The 18,022-nt window shown below is 44.4% G+C and carries 15 protein-coding genes and 1 pseudogene; 3 read left to right on the top strand and 13 right to left on the bottom strand.

What is annotated here, in order from left to right; genetic code table 11:
• Nucleotides 1-200 precede the first annotated feature (200 nt).
• The 3 genes and pseudogenes from LNN34_RS22115 to LNN34_RS15415 form a co-directional block, all read left to right on the top strand.
• Nucleotides 201-602, top strand: a pseudogene (locus LNN34_RS22115) (alcohol dehydrogenase); the annotation flags it as partial.
• Between the two features lie 238 nt (nt 603-840).
• Nucleotides 841-2,274 (top strand): SulP family inorganic anion transporter, encoded by a 1,434-nt coding sequence (locus LNN34_RS15420; RefSeq protein WP_229043768.1) that lies wholly within the window; start codon nt 841-843, stop codon nt 2,272-2,274.
• 145 nt (nt 2,275-2,419) lie between these two features.
• Nucleotides 2,420-3,340, top strand: coding sequence for a bile acid:sodium symporter family protein (locus LNN34_RS15415; protein WP_083504422.1), 921 nt, complete (start codon nt 2,420-2,422; stop codon nt 3,338-3,340).
• A gap of 9 nt (nt 3,341-3,349) precedes the next feature.
• On the opposite strand, the gene LNN34_RS15410 is transcribed toward LNN34_RS15415, so the two are convergent.
• From LNN34_RS15410 to LNN34_RS15350, 13 genes are all read right to left on the bottom strand, one after another.
• A complete protein-coding gene (locus LNN34_RS15410; RefSeq protein ID WP_229043766.1) occupies nt 3,350-4,102 on the bottom strand; it encodes an alpha/beta hydrolase in 753 nt (250 codons plus the stop codon).
• A complete protein-coding gene (gene feuC / locus LNN34_RS15405) occupies nt 4,099-5,109 on the bottom strand; it encodes an iron ABC transporter permease FeuC (protein ID WP_044162186.1) in 1,011 nt (336 codons plus the stop codon). The genes LNN34_RS15410 and feuC overlap by 4 nt, the downstream gene beginning before the upstream one ends.
• Nucleotides 5,102-6,106 carry a FecCD family ABC transporter permease gene (locus LNN34_RS15400; protein ID WP_044162184.1) on the bottom strand — a complete coding sequence of 335 codons (1,005 nt, stop codon included), beginning with the start codon at nt 6,104-6,106 and terminating at the stop codon, nt 5,102-5,104. Before LNN34_RS15400 ends, feuC begins: the two co-directional genes overlap by 8 nt.
• A gap of 18 nt (nt 6,107-6,124) precedes the next feature.
• Entirely contained in the window at nt 6,125-7,078 is a 954-nt protein-coding gene (gene feuA, locus LNN34_RS15395; protein WP_059334369.1) for an iron ABC transporter substrate-binding protein FeuA, read from the bottom strand.
• A 90-nt stretch (nt 7,079-7,168) separates the two neighbouring features.
• Entirely contained in the window at nt 7,169-8,749 is a 1,581-nt protein-coding gene (locus tag LNN34_RS15390; protein WP_199398597.1) for an AraC family transcriptional regulator, read from the bottom strand.
• A 203-nt stretch (nt 8,750-8,952) separates the two neighbouring features.
• The gene (locus tag LNN34_RS15385) at nt 8,953-10,197 is read right to left on the bottom strand and encodes an exo-beta-N-acetylmuramidase NamZ domain-containing protein (protein WP_229043765.1); all 1,245 of its coding nucleotides are present in this window, start codon (nt 10,195-10,197) and stop codon (nt 8,953-8,955) included.
• 13 nt (nt 10,198-10,210) lie between these two features.
• Nucleotides 10,211-12,139 carry a glycoside hydrolase family 3 protein gene (locus LNN34_RS15380; RefSeq protein WP_229043764.1) on the bottom strand — a complete coding sequence of 643 codons (1,929 nt, stop codon included), beginning with the start codon at nt 12,137-12,139 and terminating at the stop codon, nt 10,211-10,213.
• Between the two features lie 22 nt (nt 12,140-12,161).
• Nucleotides 12,162-13,499, bottom strand: coding sequence for a penicillin binding protein PBP4B (gene pbp4b / locus LNN34_RS15375; RefSeq protein ID WP_193660024.1), 1,338 nt, complete (start codon nt 13,497-13,499; stop codon nt 12,162-12,164).
• A 54-nt stretch (nt 13,500-13,553) separates the two neighbouring features.
• The gene (locus LNN34_RS15370; protein ID WP_229043763.1) at nt 13,554-14,921 is read right to left on the bottom strand and encodes a PTS transporter subunit EIIC; all 1,368 of its coding nucleotides are present in this window, start codon (nt 14,919-14,921) and stop codon (nt 13,554-13,556) included.
• A gap of 25 nt (nt 14,922-14,946) precedes the next feature.
• Nucleotides 14,947-15,798: a MurR/RpiR family transcriptional regulator gene (locus tag LNN34_RS15365; protein WP_059334375.1), complete on the bottom strand. Its 852-nt coding sequence runs from the start codon at nt 15,796-15,798 to the stop codon at nt 14,947-14,949.
• A gap of 15 nt (nt 15,799-15,813) precedes the next feature.
• The gene (gene murQ, locus LNN34_RS15360) at nt 15,814-16,728 is read right to left on the bottom strand and encodes an N-acetylmuramic acid 6-phosphate etherase (protein ID WP_059334376.1); all 915 of its coding nucleotides are present in this window, start codon (nt 16,726-16,728) and stop codon (nt 15,814-15,816) included.
• 110 nt (nt 16,729-16,838) lie between these two features.
• Nucleotides 16,839-17,321 (bottom strand): GNAT family N-acetyltransferase, encoded by a 483-nt coding sequence (locus tag LNN34_RS15355; RefSeq protein ID WP_044162166.1) that lies wholly within the window; start codon nt 17,319-17,321, stop codon nt 16,839-16,841.
• A gap of 11 nt (nt 17,322-17,332) precedes the next feature.
• The gene (locus tag LNN34_RS15350; protein ID WP_059334377.1) at nt 17,333-17,788 is read right to left on the bottom strand and encodes a DUF523 domain-containing protein; all 456 of its coding nucleotides are present in this window, start codon (nt 17,786-17,788) and stop codon (nt 17,333-17,335) included.
• Nucleotides 17,789-18,022: the final 234 nt, after the last annotated feature.

Raw genomic sequence — 18,022 nt, 5'->3', positions numbered from 1 at the left:
CGCCGATGGTAGTCGGGGGTTTCCCCCTGTGAGAGTAGGACGCCGCCAAGCAAGGTAAAGACCAGTTCAGCTGAACTGGTCTTTTTTATATCTGTACTGATTCGTTTTTCTCGTTGTTCATTTTTTCGAGGTTTCGGCTTTTGAAGCTCTCAAGTATTTTTAATACCAATACAATAGCCAGAGCATGATCAATATGCTGAGCGGCACGCCGGTTATCCGATTATGTTTATCACCCGCAGGATTTAACGGAGTCTGAGGTCAGACGCATTAATCAAGGAAGAAAGTTTGATGTGATCTTTGACGCGATCGGCAATCAGCTGATTGGGCCTGTCCGTTGCCGATGGGGTTGATGATACGTATGAATTGAATATCAGGCTTTCAATTGCTTTTTAACGGGGTTATGATCGTCGAAACAGGAGTGGCTCGGCAGGTCATGGAGGCCGCGGTTTCATGCGCTGTAGTATGCCGCAGCGTTCTGAGCTCTTTACGGAAGAAACGCCGCTGGAAAACTTTGAGTCCGCCATCCAAAACTTGATGAGCATAGACCCGGCATCAATGTTCAAGCAGTCAAAACGATTCTTGTTTCTGATCCTGATATGATGTATCATGGCAAATGGCTTAAATATGTTGAGCCACTTTTTCTTCAGCATTTGTCCTTGCACATTGGATTAAAATTTATTATGATACTCTTTGTATAATAACTCCTTACCTCAATACACTATACTCAACGTTTCCCCTTTTTCTCCGTAAGTTTTTCTTTTCATTTTCTTCCGTAAAATAATTAAGCTCCCAATACAACAGAAACGGTGCGGATTTATTTTTAAAAAGGAGTCGTTATATTTGAATAGTTTTACATTAAAACAGCAGTGGTTCGGTAATATCCGAAAAGATATTCTTGCTGGTATTTTGGTGGCGTTAGCCTTAATACCTGAAGCGATTGGTTTTTCTATTATTGCCGGCGTTGATCCAATGGTTGGTCTTTATGCTTCATTTTGTATTGCCATTATTATTTCTATTTTTGGCGGAAGACCGGGGATGATTTCGGCTGCGACTGGCTCGATGGCGGTTGTGATGGTGTCGCTGGTTGCCGATTACGGGCTTCAGTATTTATTTGTGGCCACCATTTTGACAGGTGTTATTCAGGTGATCTTAGGCATCAGTAAAATTGCGAGATTAATGAAATTCATTCCTCGTTCTGTGATGATCGGGTTTGTGAATGCGCTGGCGATTCTTATTTTTTCTGCGCAGCTGCCTCAATTTGAAGCTGCATCTTGGAGCATGTATGCGATGCTTGCCGGATCATTGGTTATTATTTATGTACTGCCGAGGTTTACGACTGCGGTGCCATCTCCGCTTGTCGCAATTATTGTGATGACAATTATTGCGGTTACATTCCATGTGGATGTGCGCACGGTTGGAGATATGGGCAATATCTCTAGTTCATTGCCTCATTTTTTAATACCTGATGTTCCGTTTACCTTCGAAACGCTCAAAATTATTTTTCCTTATTCCATTGCTTTGGCGTTTGTCGGTTTGCTTGAATCTTTGCTGACAGCACAGATTATTGATGAAATGACGGATACGGACAGTGATAAAAATAAAGAGAGCCGCGGGCAGGGAATCGCGAATATCGTCACTGGATTTTTTGGCGGTATGGCGGGCTGCGCTATGATCGGACAATCTGTTATTAATACAAAAGCAGGCGGCCGCGGACGGTTATCAGCCTTTGTTGCCGGTGCTTTTCTTATGTTTTTAATTGCCGTTTTGAGTCATGTTGTTGTAAACATTCCGATGGCTGCGTTAGTGGCTGTTATGGTTATGGTATCTGTCGGCACATTTGATTGGTCTTCTTTAAAAGGCTTGAAAAAAGCGCCGATTACAGATTCAATTGTAATGGTTGTGACGGTGATTACGGTTGTCGTGACGGATGACTTATCGAAAGGCGTATTCGTCGGTGTTCTGTTAAGTGCTGTATTCTTCGTAGCCAAAATCTCGAAGCTGAAGATCGTTTCTCATGCAGAAGATCAAAAGCTGAGAACGTATCAAGTGAAGGGACAGATCTTTTTTGCGTCAGTAACTGATCTTACGAATGCGTTTATCTATCAAGAGGATATCGAGCGAGTTGTCATTGACTTGACCGATGCTCACGTATGGGATGATTCAGGAGCGGCGGCGCTTGATAAAATTGTTGCGAAGTTTAAAGAGCAAGGAATTGAAGCTGAATTAAAGGGGCTGAATAATGCAAGTAAAGCCCTTATGAAACAGATGGCATAAAAGTATGAAAGTCCAGATTGATGAGATCTGGGCTTTTTTATATAACATATGGTTGAACTGCATTGATATAATAGAGAGAAAGAAATTTTTAATAGGGGACTTGTATATGATGCTTCAGAAGCTGAACCGTGTATTGGGGAAAGTCATGCCGCTTTTGACACCCACTAGCGTTGTGCTTGGCGTGCTGCTGTCTCAGTTTTTAAATGGATATGAAAGCGCAGTGCCTTGGATATTTGCTTTTATTACGTTTGCGGGCAGCTTGAGCGCGAACTTTCAGTCTTTAAGACACGCCTTGGCGCATCCTCTTCCTATGATACTTGCATTATTTGTTCTTCATATTTTTATGCCGCTTTTCGCCTGGGGCAGCGGACATCTCATATTTCAAGGTGATCCATTAACGATCACGGGTTTGACATTAGCTGTTGTTATCCCTACAGGAATTACGAGCTTGATTTGGGCTGCAATGTACAAAGGAAATGTTGGTTTGACGCTTTCTATCATATTGATTGATACCGTGCTGTCGCCGTTAATCGTTCCGCTGAGTCTTTCTGTGCTGGCCGGTGCCCAGGTTCACATGGATATCTGGGGAATGATGAAGGGTCTGATTGTGATGGTAGTGATTCCTTCATTCCTGGGCATGCTGTTTAATCAGATGTCATCTCCAGAAAGAACCGCGGCGTTGAGCAGTACGCTGTCTCCCTTTTCAAAGCTGTGCCTGATGGCCGTGATTGCGATTAACAGCTCTGCGATAGCTCCTTATTTCAAAGCGATTGATTTAAGATTTTTAGGGATTGCTGTCACTGTTTTTTGTATCGCGTTAACCGGGTATGCTGCGGCGTGGCTTATCGGAAAAATGATGAAAAGGCGGCAGGAGGAAATTGTCTCTCTTATTTTTACGGGAGGCATGAGGAATATCAGTGCCGGCGCTGTTCTTGCCGTCACTTTCTTTCCGTCTCAGGTGGCTGTTCCGGTTGTGATTGGCATGCTGTTTCAGCAAATCCTGGCTGCCTTGTTCGGCTATATGCTGAACCGTTTCGAATTAAAATCCGTCTTGCAGAAGGCATGAAAAAACCGCTCATATGTTGGAGCGGTTTTTTCCGTATAGCCATTCCAGCGCATTGATAAATTGTTTGCAGAAATGCTTGCGGTGGTGCACCGCCCCTTTTTCAATGACGAGGCACAGCTGATCTTGAGTGAATCCTTTTTCTTTTAGGCTCTCGTGCACGTTTTTTGTTTTTTGTAGCATCGTCTGCTGAATCGATTGTTTTCCGGCGCCTTCTTCACTGCCGACAGACATAAAAATACGCGTTGAACCCGGTCTTACAGAGGAAGTATAGATCGTTTCTGCTGCGTTCTCGTACCAGTATGAGCTTGAGAGAGATCCTATTTTTCCAAGTAATGATGAATGTCTCAGAAAGGCAAACATTGAGATGAGGCCGCCTAATGAGGCGCCGATCATACCTCTGGATTGTGCCCTTCTGGAGACATTCCAATTTTCTTCCACAAACGGAATGAGCCGGTTTGTTATTTCAGAAAGATAGTCAGCCCCCTTACCGCCGAAGTCTGGAAACTGATCACTGAGTGATGCGGCGGGCCAAGGAGTGTACTCGTCGAGCCGGTTTTTAGGCTCTATGCCGATCAGCACAAGCTCAGGCACGCTGTTTTGATGAAACCTGTTTTCTATCAGTTCTAGTTGATCTTGAAACAAAGAACCGCCATCCTGTACGTAAACAGAAGGAAATGCGATGCTGTCCGTACTGTAGGAAGGAGGAAGATACAGCTTAAACTTCCTGTCGCCCGCCTTATGCTCTGATAAAGATCCGTTCAAACATTCTCCCCCTTTTTTTGCTTGAAAAGCAGGTATAAGAAATACGGAACACCGAGTATCGCCAAAATAATGCCGGCTGGCACTTCTGCGGGCTGGAAAAACAGTTTCCCGGCAAAATCAGCGCTCAATACAAGCAGCATGCCGATCAAGCCGCTCAAAGGCAAAATATAGCGGTGTTCGACACCGGCCAATCTCCGGGAAATATGAGGCGCGATTAAGCCGACAAATGCCATGCTTCCCGCCACAGAGACACAGGCGCTAATGATGGCGACACAAGCGACGAGCAGAATGGTTTTTTCTTTATTTGACGAAATGCCAAGACTTCTGACAGTGTCTTCGTCAAAGCGGATGGTATCGAGCAAACGAGATTTGGCCAGAAGAATAGGAATAAACAGCAGCATCCACGGAAGAACGGCTGTGATATATGTCCAGTTCGCAGACCAGATGCTGCCGTTTTTCCATACCATGGCCATTTCATAATCTTGCGGGTCCATTTTTAATGATAGAAACAAAGACAAAGCGCTGAAGCCTGAATTAATCGCGATTCCTACAAGAATAATTCTGCCTGAATCTAAATTGCCTCTGTTCCAAGCGAAAATGTAAATCATGACTGCAGCAGCCAGTCCGCCGATCAGGCCGAAAAACGGCATTCCCATTGCCGCGACAATCGAAGTTACTTCTTTCTGGCCTTGGAACAACAGCATAAACGCCACAATACCTGCCCCTGCTCCGGCATTGATTCCCAATATTCCCGGGTCTGCAAGGCCGTTTCGTGTGATGGCCTGAATGACAGCTCCTGCTATGCCAAGTCCAAGTCCGATAATGGCTGCCATGACAATCCGCGGCAGTCTTAAGTCAAACAGCAAAACTTCATACTGCGGATTGGGATTGATCTGAAAAAGAGTGGAGAGCAGCTCTGTCGGACGAACAGAAAATGATCCGCTGGTCATGCTGAAATAGCTGACGAGGAGAATCAATACGATTAACACTGCATATTTTTTAGCCATTTTGCTCTCCTCCTTTTCGTTTGATCAAATAAAGGAAGAAAGGAACGCCGATAATAGAAGTCACAACCTCAATCGGTGTTTCAAATGGATAATTGATAAATCTGCTGGCGAGATCGCACAGCGTTAAAAAGACGCCGCCCAAGATGCAGGAACAAGGTATCAGTCTGTTATAATCTGAGCCGACGAGAAATCTTGTGATATGCGGAACGACTAAACCGACAAACGCAATTTTTCCGGCAAGCGCTACAGCACTTCCGGTTAAAATGATGACAGAGATCATTGCCATGATTTTGATCGTTTTTTTCTTTTGGCCCAAACTCTTAGAAATATCGTCGCCTAGTGATACAGCGGTCACCTTTTTGCTGAGAGAAACAGCTATGACGATACCCGCCAGGAAAAATGGAACGGCAAGCTTTAGAAAGTCGGGGCTCATTTGATGAAGTCTGGCGCTGTACCAGAAACTCAGATCCTGTGAAATTTGAAAATAGATCGATATGGCAGCCGCTAAACTATTAAGCAGCATGCTTGTGACTGTGCCAATGATGGCTAGCTGTACGGGCGTAAACCCGTTAGGCAGCATTGTTGCCAGGCCGAATACCAATGCAGCCCCAAATGCGGAGCCGATAAAAGAGTAAATGATCATTTCGAGCGAAGTTGATTGTGGGAGCAGAACCATACAAAGCGTGATGATAAACGCGGAACCATCTGAAACACCCATAATTGAGGGCGATGCCAAATAATTGCGTGTGATGCCTTGCATGAGCGCTCCAGATACAGCAAGGGCTGCCCCAATGAGTAGAGCGCCGGCAGCCCTTGGAATCCGGGAATGCCATATGATTTGATGGTCTGTGTTTCCCGGATCAAAATGAAAAAGTGATGCAAAGACAATATCAGCATTAAGCTGCTTTGCGCCATAGAGGACGGAAAGCAGCAATGATAATGCAATAGCAAATGGAGAAGTAATCAAAATGATACGTGTCCACTGTTTTGAATACATACAAAAACCTACTCTAATTTAGTCTTGTGTTAATTTTTCAGATGCCGCTTTCAGGAAGCGGACTTTGCTCCAAGCCGTACCGCCTTGTGCAAGAGGATCAACTGAATTGACGTATACATGATCTTCTTTGACTGCTGTGAGGCTTTTCCAGATTGGATTTTTCTCTAAATCTTTTAATGCATCAGGTTTATCCGCATTTTCATCATCAGAAAATTGAACGAAAATGTGGTCAGGGTTCATTTCACTGAGTTTTTCTAATGAAATCAGCTCTTGCGCTTTTGCGGCTTTAACTTCATTCGGCGCTTTAAGGCCTAAGTCGCCATAAAGAGTTGAGTTGAAGTACACTTGTTCAGGATAAATGTAAATATTTCCTTGTCTGATTCTGATGACAAGCGTTTTTGAATCTTTTGCTTGTTTACTGATTTTTGTTTTCGTTTCTTTTAGATCCTGTTCATAGTCTGCAATGATTTTTTTCGCTTTTTTCTCTTTTCCAGTCAGCTGGGCAAGCAGCATCATATTTTCCTTCCAGTTTGATGAGATGTGTGAAACCGGAATGGTAGTGCCAGCCGTACTTATTTTTTGCAGGGTTTTTTCAGGGAACTTTGTAGATGCCAGGATCACGTCTGGCTGCATCTCAAGAATTTTTTCAATGTTTGGTTCCATTTTTTCCCCTGTAGGTGTTGCTTTATCTGTGATGTCCTTGAACATTTCAGGGAATTTTCCGGAGAATGAGATTGCACCCTGCGGATGAACGTCCAGCAGTTTAGCGTCTTCCATGGATTCAACGCTTCCCGTAATGGCAATTTTATCTGTCGGTACGTTTACTTCGTACGTTTTATCCAAATACTCGATTTTCTTTTTCTCGGACTTTGTGCCGTTCGCTTTGCTCGCAGAGGATTCTTCCTTGCTGCCGCAAGCTGCCGCCGTGAGTGCGAGAAGCAAGATTAATAAGGTAAGAGATAGCTTTTTCATCTATAGTGCCTCCTGTCCAATTGATAACTATTATCAATTGGAATTATAGAGAATGAACAGACATAACACCATGGACAAATTCCGTATTTATCATGGACTATCACCGGATAGCATAGAAATGGTTTGCTGAACAATCCGCTCGTGCCCGCAAGCCGAGTACTCATTCCATGGGTCTGAAGAGAGGTGATACACACGTCCATTCCGCACTGCGCTTAGGTTTTGCCATATTTCCGACTGTTTTAATTGCTGATAATAAGCAATGGTTTCCGGCTCTTTAAAAAGAAAGAGCATGATACAGTCAGCTTGGCAATTTGTGATGTCTTCTAATGAAATCGCTTGTTCTGAAGGCGTGTCAGCCGGTTTGAATCCTAAATCTTCAAAGAAAACTTCGCGGACGCTGCGATTATGCGCCATATAAAAGCGCTGCTTATGCAGACGAAGAAAGAGATAACGAAACTCTTGAGCGTGCACCAATGTCATTTTAGCGGCAGAAATCTGCTTGTCATAGGCTGCGAGCCACTTTTCAGCCTCCGATTCTTCCTTTAAAAACGAGGCGGTGTGCAGAAAGTGTGCTCTCCAGTTTTCTTCTGCAGGAAGGTAACATACTTCTGCAATGCTGTTCAGGCGCTTTTGTTCTTCTGAAGAAACAGAATCCATGCTGAAAATGATATCGGGTTCAGCTTGGGACAACGTCTGCAGGTTTTCCTCCCATTTTTCATTAAACCGGTATGCGCTGAGCTGTACTGGAATATCTGCTGAATAATGCTGATAATAGTAAGCCGTCCATTTTGGATGGAGTGCGGCTGCAAACGGTATGTGATGCAGAGGAATGAGCTGTCCCATTGTTCCCTTTCCATAGGCAGCTAGTTTTTGCCTGCGTTTTTTCATATAGCTTGTAGGTGAAGAACCTGTGTGCTTTTTAAAGATTCTGCTGAAATAAAATTCATCTTGATAGCCGGTTTGATGGGCGATTTCTTTCAGTTTACAGTTGGATCTTGCCATAAGCCGCTTTGCTCGGGTGATCCGAGTTTTTGTAATGAATTCTGTTACGCTCTGGCCAGTCCATTTTTTAAAGGTTTCGCTGTAATGCTTGGCGCTGATTCCTGCCATTTTTGAGAGCTGGGCAAGTGTAATTTTTGTATCGGCATGAGTTTCAATGTAATGTTTTGTTTTTTCAATCGCAGATTGTGTATCGTTTTGATCGGATACATGAGCTGTGAATAGATCATAAATCAGGCTCTGAACCTCTATCACACATTTTAATTGAGAAAGCTGAGCTGCTTCTGCCCATATTTCAGCAAGTTCTTGAAGCCGGGCTGAAAGGTTTTCGATATGTGAAACATTCACAAGGTTTAGACTGGATAAATCAGTTTCAGTGCATGGTTTTAAGAGATCTTGCCGGGCTTCCGCTGTATAGCAGTGAAGTCTGATCAGACACACATCTATGTTTCTCTCTTCTGCAAATGTAATGCCGAATGTCTCATGAGGCGGACAAACATACAGTGTCTTTTTTTGGAGAGGAGCGGTTCTCGTTCCGATAGAAATATGTCCATCTCCTTTTAAATGAAAGATCAGCACGAATGAGTCGGCCAATTGCTGTTCTGAGAAGAGATCACTCGTTTTCTTCATATATTCAATTTGTACCGGATGATAAATCATTGAGTTTTGCAAGGAGAAGACCACCTTTTCAGAAACGCTCGCTTAAATGATAATCATTTTCAATAAAATTGTACCAAATAAATGAAAGTTTTCCTATATAAAGCGTGTTGTTTTTGGATTTAAAAACCCTTGCCGCAAATGTGCGGGCAAGGGAAAATGATCATGCTTTTGTTTGGTAAGAAAATGTTACACGTGTAACATACCATTCTTAAGTCTTAATAAAGGAGATATTGTTTTCTGGTTTTATTGAATTGCTTTAGCTGTTTTTGATAGGTGTCAATGATTTCATCAATTGAAGCACCGTTCTCGATTTTTGTTCTGACCCAGCCGTTGCCTGCCAATTTATCAAATGAGCCAGACGCTAGGAACTGAAAATCATTAGGATAGAGGTCATGTATCATTTTAATAAGCGACAGTCCTGTTTTCACCGCTTCAAATTTTTCTCTGTCCGTGATATAGAGTTGTACGCCGTGGCAAAGTGTTCCTTGATGTTTAGAGAACGTTGGAGTGAAGGAGGAAGCTCTGAAGGTAACGCCAGGCAGATCAAGACTGTTCATTTTTTCTGCAAGCTCTGTGCTTTTGATAAAGGGAGCCCCGATCAACTCGAATGGCTTAGTCGTTCCCCGTCCTTCAGATACATTCGTTCCTTCAATTAACCCTGTTGCAGGGTACACAAATGTGCTCTCTGCGGTTGGCATATTTGGTGAAGGGAGGACGAATGGCAGTCTGGTTTTGTCAAAATCCATAGAGCGTTTCCAGTACTTCATTTTTACGACTGACACATCAGCATTAATATTAAATTCCTTGTTGAATAGTAAAGCCAATTCTCCAATGGTCATCCCGTGCTTTAACGGAATGGGATAGAGTCCGACAAAGGATGCGTACTCGGGCTCCAGCACTGGTCCTTCAACCTTTTTTCCGCCTTGGGGATTCGGACGGTCCAGCACGATAAAAGGAATTCCGTTTTCTTTAGCGGCTTCCATTGCATAAGCCATTGTATAAATGTACGTATAGTAACGAGTCCCGACGTCCTGGATGTCAAATAGAAGAACATCGACATTTTTCAGCATATCAGGAGTGGGTTTTTTCGTTTTTCCATAAAGGCTGTATACGGGAACCCCGGTTTTTTCGTCAATGTAAGAGCCTACTTCATCTCCTGCCTGAGCGTCGCCGCGAACGCCGTGCTCGGGCCCGAATAAAGCTGTCAGCTGAATATCGGGGTCTTCGTAAAGAATATCTACACTGCTTTTAAGGGATGCACTCACACCTGTTGGATTGGTAATCAGTCCAACTCTTTTTCCCATTAGCTGCTTTTTGTGTCGTGACAAGAGGATATCAATGCCGGTCTGGACTTTAGGTTTTTTTGCTGTTTGTTTTTCTGAATCAGGCGAAGCTGAGGCAGCCGTCATTGTTCCGAACATCATAAGTCCTGCGAGAAGAACCCATACCGTTTTCTTCATATGCTCCTCCTTATTAAAGCGGTTTTCCCGTTTTGATGTTTACTCCATAGCCAAATGGATAAAGGATGTCTCCCGGTTTTGTGACGGATGGAATGTCGACTGGCAGCGTGCCCTTTGGCTTTGATTGTCCGAAGATTGCTTTAACGCCGGCCGGAATATTCGGCTGGAGATAACGCCCGTTTGCATACCCTTTAAAACCATAGACGGCAATCAAAGCTCTTGCTTCTTCGAAATTGGCGGCATCATATGGATTGCGCAGACTCATTAAGACAAACTGCTTTTTGTGCTGCAGTGCGGCATTCATGACAGCTCTCGGAAAAGCGGTGGCCCATTTGCTTGAATCTGTTACGGTGTCGTCGATGACACCGTCGTTGACGACAGGGTCATTTTTTACAACGTAAGAGCCTGTAATAATATAATCAGCTTCTTTTACTTGTTTTTCATGCTCAGCATTAAATACCTTTTCTGCAAAGTTCATTTTGTTAAGAGAAACAGATTTGATTTTTTTCCGCTGCATTAAATCGTGAATGGTTTTTTCAATGGATGCTGTTTGTTCCTCGTAAGGTGCGGCAATTAAAATTCGGCTGCCTTTTTTGGGTTTGAACGGCAAGGTATGCTGATCATTTTTTAATACTGTCACTGCCTTTTCAGCGATTTTTTGCTCTGTCTTTGTATGGTGTTTGCTTCCCACTGTTTTGAGCGCTTTCTTCACCTTTTTATCTATGCTGCTGTCATGCTGAGCGGGGTAAATACCGCGCTTTATTTTCAGGGAAATGATTCTTTCCACCGATTTGTTGATTTGCTGTAAGGGAATGTCTCCATTTTTAACAGCTTCTTTTAAGGAGTCAATTACGCTTGCCAATTTTTGTTCATCTTTCAACGATGTAACTGAGGCAGGCATTAGCGCGATATCAACACCGGCCTTTATGGCCATGACGACCGCCTCTTCCTGACCGAAATGATCTGCTATGGCTTTCATATTGAGAGCATCAGTGACGATTACACCGCCAAATCCCATTTCCTCCCGAAGCAGCCCGGTCATTACTTTCTTTGAAAGTGTAGCGGGAACCATAATATCTGATCCATCAAGCTTGCTTTTATATGTGGTGTCGTCAAAGGCTGGGAATTGAACATGAGCTGTCATCACCATATCTGCTCCGGCATCAATCGCTTTTTGAAAAGGATAGAGTTCAACCTCGCGAAGCCGTTCCTGGTTATGAGAAACGAGCGGCAGTCCATAATGGCTGTCAACGTCAGTGTCTCCATGTCCCGGGAAATGTTTAAGAGCAGAGGCAATATTTTGCCGTTGCAAACCTTTCATAGAATATAAACCGAGTCGTGCTGTCAGTTCACGATCAGAACTGAATGATCTCACACCGATCACGGGATTATCAGGGTTATTATTAATGTCCAAGACCGGGCTGAAATCTGTATTGATGCCTAAGACAGAAAGCTCTTTTCCAATCATGCTGCCGGTCTGATATGCATTGATTCTGCTTCTTGTTGCGCCAAGCGCCATATTGCCTGGGAAATTAGTGCCCTCCCCTAATCTCGTCACGATCCCGCCTTCTTGATCAATGCTGAGTAAGAGCGGAATCTTGGGGCTGGCCTTTTGATATGCGTCTGTCAGCCGTACCGTTTGCTCAGTTGTTTTTACATTTTCTGCAAATAGTATGACGCCGCCGAATTGATATTTCTTGATGAGGCCAGCGACTTCCTCATTCATTTTTGTGAAGGCTTGCGGAGAAGACTCACCTTCTTTTTTCCAGTTTCTGAAATCCGGCATCAGCATCTGGCCAATTTTTTCATCTAACGTCATACGATCAACGATCTGTTTGGCATCATCTGAGCTGCGGGGTTTTGCTTCAGCTGTCTGACTGACGCCGAGAAAACATGAAAGAAAAAGGACGGTGGAAAGGATAAGCGAAATGACAGGTTTCATAACAACTTCCTCCTATCGTCAATTATTTCATTGCTTCATAAATCGCGGTGATGACGCTTCCGTAACTGCCTGTTGAAAATTGGTCACCCTCAAACACGTTCGGATTTTCCGCTGGATCAGCGACGGGTGAATGCTTTTTATTTGTTAACAAAGCGATGCCTAAATTGTATGCCGGATCAATGATGGTAACCGTTCCTGTCCAGCCAGTATGTCCGTACGCATTTTCGCTTGCATAAGGGCCAAACATCCATTCCATGCTTTTACTGCCGTTTCGCCGCCATCCAAGGCCAAACGTTGGATCTGTTGCTGATGGCGCCGTAAATAGGTCAGCTGTTTTCTGATCGAATAATGAAACGTTACGGTACGTTCCTTTGTTTAACATGACTTGAAGCAGAATCGCCATATCATCAGCGTTTGAAAACAGTCCGGCGTGGCCTGAAACGCCTTCCATCGAATAGAATGCTTTTTCGTCATGTACTTCTCCTTGCAGCGTGTCTGTGCGGATATGAGGGAAATGGATAACACCGTCTCGTGTATTGCCCATACGTTCAGTGGCTGCGAACTGTTTTGCTTTAAAGCCCTTTTGCAGCGGATTGTACAACGTATGTTTCAGCTTCAGCGGTTTGTAGAGCTCTTGTTCCGTATAGACATCAAGCGGTTTGCCGGTGAGTTTTTCGACAATACAGCCGAGAAGCATGTATCCAATGTCACTGTATACGTGTTTTGTTCCTGTTTCATAATCCAGCGGGATTTTCATCAAGTATTCAATGGTTTTCTCCCGCTCCTGAGAATAATACATTCCGGCTTTTTCCGGGCTGTAAAAGTAGAAGCTGGATGGAAGCCCTGATTGGTGCTGCAGGACATCAATGACACGAATGTTATCTTTCCCTTTGAAGCGATCTGCAGGCTGATCCTTGAAATCAGGCAAATAAGCAGATACCTTTTCATAAACGTCGAGTTTGCCTTGGCTTACTAAGCGCTGTAAAGCAAAATTAGCCGCATACATTTTTGTATTTGATGCCAAGTCAAACATCGTGCGGGTTTTCATTTTTGCCGGACGGCGCAACAGTTCAGCCCCGTCATATTTTTTACTGTAGCCGTATGCTTCTTTTTTGATCATACGGCCGTCCTTCACGACGACCAGAACGGCGCCGGGGAATCCTGCTGCAATGTCCCGTTCAATCATCTGATCAACCTTCCTTAGTTTCTTCGACGAAAACTGTGCAGTTTCTGGATTTATTGTTTTCGGCTCAACCTGGTTGTCTGCTTGATGAAGGGCGGTTTGTGCGAAGGCTTCGTTCGGCGTCAGAATGGACACGGTTAAAATAGCGCTGAGTAATGCTAATGTCTTCGTTCTCACAAGCTTGCTCCTTTCCGTGTTTCTATGCCGTTACTATTCCTAAAACGTCATCATTTAATCGAACTGGGCAGCCATTTCATCTTTATATCCGAAAGCGTAGGTCAATAAAAAGCCGGCCGCATAGGAAATAAAGAGACCGATGATATATAAGATGATTTGTGAAGGCAGAACCAGAAAGGAGAGCGGCAATCCGGAGACGCCGAGCGCAACTGTGGCAACCTGAAAATAAGCTTGAAAAGCTCCGCCGATCCCCGCCCCTAAGCATGCTGTCAAAAACGGACGGCCAAGCGGCAGCGTGACACCGAATATGAGCGGTTCACCGATGCCGAGCAGTCCTGAAGGAAGACCTCCTGTGATCGCTTTTCTCAGCGTTTTTTTCTTTGTTTTAACGAAGATGGCGAAGGCTGCGCCCACTTGACCCGCGCCTCCCATGGCAAGGATAGGGAGAAGCGGGTCATCACCGATCGAATTGATGAGTTCCATGTGCACCGGCGTCAGGCCTTGATGTAACCCGGTGACAACGAGAGGGAGGAAGGTCGCGCCCAGAATAAAGCCTGCAGCGATTCCGCCGATGTCTAAGATGGCCAGAAGACCGGATGTGATGACATCTGAAATGAACCCGCCTAAAGGCATGAAAACGACGTACGTCAATATTCCAGTGATCAAAAGTGAAACAGTTGGAGTTACGATAATATCGAGTGATTGAGGAATAAAGCGGCGGACGAATTGTTCTGTGTAAGCAATGAATATAGCTGCGAATAGAACGCCGATGAGCCCTCCCCTGCCGGGAAGAAGCTGTTCTCCGAATAAGCTGATCTTTGCGATTTCCGGGTTAATGATCAGAATCCCTGCCAGAGCGCCGAGAGCGGGCGTCCCACCAAATTCTTTTGACGCGTTAATGCCGACGAGAATGCCGAGATAAGTGAACAGGCCTGATCCGATGACTGTGAGGACAATAGCCGTTTGTGATTCTGCAGAGAGCCAGCCGGCTTGGATTATCGCTTTGGTAATCCCGGTAATTAAGCCTGAAGCGACGAGTGCGGGAATGAGAGGTATGAAGATGCTGGCTATTTTACGTAAAAAAAGCTTAAATGGGGTGGCGTTCTTACGATTGATATCGGGTTTCTTTTTGGCGGCGGCCTCTTTTAGATTAAAATCTTTTTCTGATGATACCAGCTTCGAAAAAGCGGCGGTGACATGATTAACGACACCAGTGCCGAGGATAATCTGCAGGGTTTCAGCTTCGACGACTCCAAGGACGCCATCAAGTTCTCTTAACGCCTTACTATCCGTTTTACTGACATCGTAAGGCGTAATGCGCAAGCGGGTCATGCAATGCGTATAGGAAGAAATATTGGATTTCCCCCCGCATAGCTCAAGGATTTTTTCCGCCAGAGTATTGTAGTGTTTTTCTTTGCTCATACAAACCCCTCCCTTTCAAGATGCCTTATGTCTTTCTCATAGATTTGATTGCTTCTCGCGTTTTATCAATGTAGCCGACCGTTTCTTCATACTGCTCGGCCGCCATGCTTAAAAACAAAACATCAATTATAAAAAGCTGGGCGAGACGGGAGGAAGTGGCTGCGCTTCGAATCAGGGCCTCGTTGGAATGGGCTGTATATAATGAAACGTCGGATAATGCAGAGACGGAGGTTTGGCTGAATTGCGTAAGGCTGATGATTGTGACGCCTTTTTCCTTTGCCATCGAAAGCAGCTCGATGATTTCCTGTGTCTCACCTGAAAATGAAATGGCAAATACAATGTCTTTCTTATCTGCATTTGCGATTAAAGATGCCACAAGATGAGTGTCCGTGAAAGCAGTCGCCTGTTTATGAATTCGAAGCCATTTTTGCTGGGCATCCTTGGCGACAATTCCCGAGGCGCCCAGACCGAAAAAATGTACAGTGTTCGCTTGAAGCAGCAGAGAAACAGCGCGCTCAAGCTCTTGAAAATCCATGAGATCTGAGGTGTCTTGAATTGCTTGAATGGCATTGCCGGCTGCTTTTTCAGAGATGGAAGGCAGCGATTCATGAGGAGCGATGTCCCGGTAGCCTTGAACAGCAGGTTTTGCCAGATCGCCCGCTACCCTCATTTTTAAATCCTGAAATCCCTTTAGTCCCAGTGACTTGCAGAGCCTGATGACGGCAGCGTCACTTGAATTAGCTAAGGCGCTGATTTCGCTGACTGTGCTTTCTATCGCTTTGTGGGGATGGGCTAATATGTAGTCCGCAAGCTTACGCTCTGATTGTGGCAGCTTGTGTTTCATTGATTGAATGATAGCTAAACCGCCTGTCGCCATTACTGTCTCTCCTTATCATGAATGGTAGTTTTCAATTGCTTTGTCTATAAAACCGTTCGCTTCATCAAGCAATGTCTTCGCTTTATTTTGATCTGTGCTGGTTTTGAGCATAACAATTGCTGTTTTGACATGAAGATTCGCTTGTTCAAGTGTGTATTGCGCTTTCTCATAAGAAACGTCTGTGAGGCTTTGAATGATGCTGATGGCGCGTTCTTTTAGTTTTTTGTTGCTGACATTGACATCCACCATCAAGTTTTCGTAGACTTTGCCGATTTTGACCATTACAGCGGTGGATATCATGTTTAGAATCATTTTATGAGCGGTTGCGGCTTTCATACGTGTCGAGCCTGTAATGACTTCTGGCCCGACGACGACCTCAATGCTGTGATCAGCGTGTTTGCTGATGGCAGATTGACTGTTACAGGTAAGGGAGACGGTGTTTGCTCCGATTGTGCGGGCGTATTTCAGCGCACCCGCTGCATAAGGCGTACGGCCGCTTGCTGCAATCGCGATCACTGTATCGGCTGAGGTAAGATGGATGGCTCGTAAATCCTCGGCCCCTGCTTCTTCATGATCTTCAATCCCCTCTGCCGCCTGCAAAAATGCGTTGGGACCGCCGGCCATTAACCCGATTACCTGATCAGGAGTGACGCTGTAGGTCGGAGGACATTCAACTGCGTCCATCACACCGAGTCGGCCGCTAGTGCCTGCACCTGCGTAAATGAGCCGTCCGCCATTTTGAAAGGATTCATACGCGCATTCGACGGCTGCTTTGATATCGGGAAGGACACGCTGAACGGCGGCAGCGACTTTGATATCTTCATTGTTAATCATTTTTAAGATATCGAGGGTATTAGCTTTATGTATTTCCAATGTTTGGCTATTGCGTGATTCAGTTGTAAGGCTGTGAAGATTCAATTGTTCTGACATGAGGATGCCCCCTGTGTAAAAATAAATATATCTCAATATTCAGTATATTCATTTCTGTTATGATATTTCAACTATCATTTTTAACTTTTGAAACTTTATTTCAAAAGAGGCTATAAGAAATAATGAAGTATCAGCTGTTCGCCAAGCGGCCCGATTTTTCGGCGTCCTTTATCAAGAAATCCGGTTTTCATATAAAGCTGCTTTGCACGGGTGTTCAGGTGGTTGACGGCTAAAATGATTTCATCGCACCATGGGAAATACCCGTTAACAAAAGAGGGGAGCTGAAGCATGGCTTTTTTCGCATAGCCTTGTCCGTGGTGGGCAGAGTTTAATGATAAGGAACTGAGCAATAAAGCAAATGGATTGTTGGAATAGGGAGCAATGGTTTCTTTTGACGTATGCAGAATGAAAAAGCCTATTGGCAGATCACCTTTTAAGATAACAACAGGATAGCGCTCCTGTATGCTTAGAGCCTGAGTCAGCACCTCTTTAGGGAGAGCGGTAAAGCGTTTGTCATCATTGTGTAAAGTAAATGCGTAAAGCTCCGGCAAGTGCTCAGGTTTATAGAAGGATAAAGAGATATCTTGCGTCATGATGAGCCTCCTTATAATATGTCGTCTAACTGGTTTTCAGAAATTACACGGTACCCCGCTTGTTTTAATAGCGCGGCGGTTACTCCGTTTCCAGCGATTTTTTTGCCTGAAAATGAGCCATTATAGATGAAATTGCTTCCGCATGATGGGCTGTTTTCTTTCAATATGACGGCAGAGGCGTTGATTTCTTTTGCATAGGCCAATGTTTGGGCCGCGCCCTTCATATATAAATCTGTTACATCTTCTCCTGAAGACGTTATGATTTTCGCGGTTCCATTAAGAACATCCTCACCAGTGCCTCCGATGATTTCTGCTGGTTCCCGGGGAGTGGAGAAGCCGCCGAGAAGCTCAGGGCAAGCCATCACTGCTTGTTTTTCTTCAATCAGTTTTCGGATTTTCTCTGATGCGGCATGCGAACCGTTGTATCTGCATTCAATGCCGCCAAGGCAAGAGCTGACTAGTATCATATTGGTTTCTCCTCTCTTGATTCGATCTATATCTATCTTAAAATAAATGATAAATGGTAGGAGCCTTTTTCAGTTAAAAAAGAGGTTAAAAAGTTTGAAAATAAAAAATTTAAATTTCCTCTTTACAAAAAGGGGGGAACCTGTATATAATAACTTTTGTCAGCTCGACGAGAACACAAACGGCCCGTTGGTCAAGCGGTTAAGACACCGCCCTTTCACGGCGGTAACACGGGT

The organism is Bacillus sp. AF23 (assembly GCF_020861455.1).
Classification (GTDB): domain Bacteria; phylum Bacillota; class Bacilli; order Bacillales; family Bacillaceae; genus Bacillus; species Bacillus halotolerans.
The sequence above is the reverse complement of the archived record's forward strand: the minus strand, read 5'-3'. Positions and strand labels throughout refer to the sequence as shown.